This is a genomic window from Lactobacillus delbrueckii subsp. delbrueckii DSM 20074 = JCM 1012 (assembly GCF_001433875.1).
Taxonomy (GTDB): Bacteria; Bacillota; Bacilli; order Lactobacillales; family Lactobacillaceae; genus Lactobacillus; species Lactobacillus delbrueckii.
This window is the reverse complement of sequence record NZ_AZCR01000102.1, coordinates 1-2482: the sequence shown is the minus strand read 5'-3', so window position 1 is coordinate 2482 and position 2482 is coordinate 1. Positions and strand designations below refer to the sequence as shown.

Annotated in this window: 1 protein-coding gene and 3 tRNA genes; 1 reads left to right on the top strand and 3 read right to left on the bottom strand. The window is 48.5% G+C overall.

From position 1 onward, the window contains the following. Window positions 1-7: 7 nt before the first annotated feature. The 3 genes from FD23_RS08525 to FD23_RS08515 form a co-directional block, all read right to left on the bottom strand. A tRNA-Gly gene (locus FD23_RS08525) sits at window positions 8-79 on the bottom strand. A gap of 13 nt (window positions 80-92) precedes the next feature. Then, window positions 93-166: transfer RNA gene (locus FD23_RS08520), tRNA-Pro, on the bottom strand. A 3-nt stretch (window positions 167-169) separates the two neighbouring features. Next, window positions 170-242, bottom strand: a tRNA-Asn gene (locus tag FD23_RS08515). A gap of 540 nt (window positions 243-782) precedes the next feature. Between FD23_RS08515 and asnB the strand changes: the two genes are divergently transcribed. Beyond that, on the top strand, window positions 783-2375 hold the full coding sequence (gene asnB / locus FD23_RS08510; protein ID WP_025896494.1) for an asparagine synthase B: 1593 nt from the start codon (window positions 783-785) through the stop codon (window positions 2373-2375). Window positions 2376-2482: the final 107 nt, after the last annotated feature.

Genomic DNA, 2482 nt, shown 5'->3' with positions numbered 1-2482 from the left:
GATGCTAAGCGGAAGACGGGATTCGAACCCGCGACCCCCACCATGGCAAGGTGATGTTCTACCACTGAACTACTTCCGCATATTTCGTTTGATCGGGAAGACAGGATTTGAACCTGCGACCCCCTGGTCCCAAACCAGGTGCTCTACCAAACTGAGCCACTTCCCGATACTCCGCCTGTCAGACTCGAACTGACGACATCCTGATTAACAGTCAAGCGCTCTACCAACTGAGCTAAGGCGGAATTTTCTGCCGCGCCTCGGCGACGCAACAACTAGTATTTTACATGGTTTAGGGAAAATGTCAACACTTTTCAGCGAAAAAATCAAAAACTTTATTGTCAAGCCTTCTCTACTTTTCTTTTTAAATTTATTTTAATTTAGCCTTGATTTATTTCTCATTCGGATTACAATAGTTTTTAATTAAAAAAGTAAGCCATAAAAAGACGAGTAAAGGCGGGCAACCTCCAGTGAGCTGATGAGAGTGGAAATTCAGCAGGCTCTGCCCCCCTTGAAAAACACTTTTTCAGCTGCCAACCGAAAGACTTAGCTCCAGTAGGCTTGGCCGGTTCTGGTCCGTTACCACCGGATGAGCATATTTGCGCTCAAGAAGCAGGCTCTATTATCAGAGCAATTTGGGTGGTACCGCGGAACAAAGCCTTTCGTCCCTTACCGGGGAGCGAAGGGCTTTTTCTTTGCTTGGCGACCTTTTTTTCATTAAAGAGCAATTTTTACTCACTTAAATTATTTTTTGCTTAAACTTAAAAAAGAAAGAGACAGCGAATATGTGCGGATTTTTAGCGATCGACTCCAAAGAATTTGACTTGAAGACCTTTGACGAAGCCCTGGCCAAATGCCAGGACCGGGGACCGGACATGACCAGGGTCTTTGACGAGCGGGGAGTTACTTTTGGCTTCAACCGCTTGGCCATCATGGACTTGACGGACAGCGGGATGCAGCCTTTTGAAACCCTGGACTGCACCCTGGTCTGCAACGGGGAAATCTACAACTACCCGGAACTGAAAAAGAACCTGGAAACCGACTACGAATTTACTTCCAGCAGTGACTGTGAAGTTCTGATCCCCCTTTACCGCAAATACGGGATTGAGACGATGGTTAAGATGCTGGATGGGGAATTTTCCTTTGTCCTCTATGATCACCTCTCAAAGACGATTTACGCGGCCAGAGACATCATCGGTATCCGGCCAATGTTCTACGGCTTTACCAAAAAAGACGGCAAGATTGCTTTTGCCTCAACTGGCAAGAACTTGCTTGACCTCTGCGGCGAAATCCACCCCTTCCTGCCTGGCCACTACTATGACGGGGAAAAGATCGTGGCCTACCATGAACCAGACCTCACCCCCAAGATGAGTACTGACGATTTTGAGACTGCGACTCACAAGATTCATGACCTTCTGGTTGAATCAGTTGACCAGCGCCTGGCCTCAGACGCCCCGGTCGGCTACCTCCTTTCAGGCGGCCTTGACTCTTCCCTGGTCTGCTCGATCGCCGCCCGCCTGCAGCCAGATACGAAGATCAGAACTTTTGCCATTGGGATGGACCAAAACCCGATCGACCTTAAATATGCCCGGGAAGTGGCTGACTACCTAGGAACTGACCACACCGAGTTCATCATGACCAGAGAAGACGTGCTGGGCGTTTTAAGAGAAGTCATCTATACTTTGGAAACCTGGGACATCACGACTATCCGGGCTTCAATCGGGATGTACATTCTCTGCAAGAAGATCCATGAAACAACTGACTTGAAGGTCATCTTGACTGGTGAATGCTCTGATGAGCTATTTGGCTACAAATACACCGACTTCGCTCCAAGCCCGGAAGAATTCCAAAAAGAAGCAGCCAAGCGGCTCAGAGAGCTCTACATGTACGACGTCTTACGGGCAGACCGCTGCATTTCCGCCAACTCTTTGGAAGGCAGAGTGCCTTTCGCTGACCGGGAATTCGTCGACTACGTCATGAGCGTGGATCCAGACTTGAAGATGAACCACTACCACAAGGGCAAGTACTTGCTCCGGAAGGCCTTTGAAGAAGGCGACTGGCTGCCCCGCGACATCCTTATGCGGGAAAAAGCAGCCTTCAGCGACGCCGTGGGCCACTCCATGGTTGATGACCTTAAGGAATACGCTGAAAGCAAGTACAGCGATGAAGACCTGGCTAAAGCAGGCGAAAAGTACCCATACCGGACGCCATTTACCAAGGAATCACTTCTTTACCGGGATATTTTTGAAGAATTCTACCCTGGCAAGGCTGACTGGATCAAGGACTACTGGATGCCAAACAGAAGCTGGAAGAGCCTGGAAAGCGTCACCGACCCAAGTGCCCGGGTATTGAGCAACTACGGGGCTAGCGGTGAATAAGTAAAAAAGAAAATACAAAATCAAAAGGTGATATGACCCCCGAAATTAGGACACTAATTTCGGGGGTTATTTTCATGACTAAATACACTAAAGAAATCAAACTTGCT